This is a genomic window from Corynebacterium sp. HMSC076D02 (genome assembly GCF_001813815.1).
Taxonomy (GTDB): domain Bacteria; phylum Actinomycetota; class Actinomycetes; order Mycobacteriales; family Mycobacteriaceae; genus Corynebacterium; species Corynebacterium simulans.
Window position 1 is genome coordinate 1 of record NZ_KV814009.1, and the last position, 209, is coordinate 209.

General features: G+C 52.2%; 1 rRNA gene. It reads left to right on the forward strand.

Annotated elements, in window-relative coordinates:
• The first annotated feature begins 63 nt into the window (after positions 1–63).
• Positions 64–181, forward strand: a 5S ribosomal RNA gene (gene rrf, locus HMPREF2935_RS00025).
• Positions 182–209 lie beyond the last annotated feature (28 nt).

Here is a 209-nt window from a genome sequence, read left to right on the forward strand (position 1 = left end):
TGCACGCGTCCACTATGCAGTATCTGACACAACACTTAAAGGGCAACACAGCCCCGAAAGTTTGTCGGTGGTTAATAGCGGCAGGGAAACGCCCGGACCCATTCCGAACCCGGAAGCTAAGCCTGCCCGCGCTGATGGTACTGCAACCGGGAGGTTGTGGGAGAGTAAGTTACCGCCGACATAAAACAATAAACACATAACTCAATACA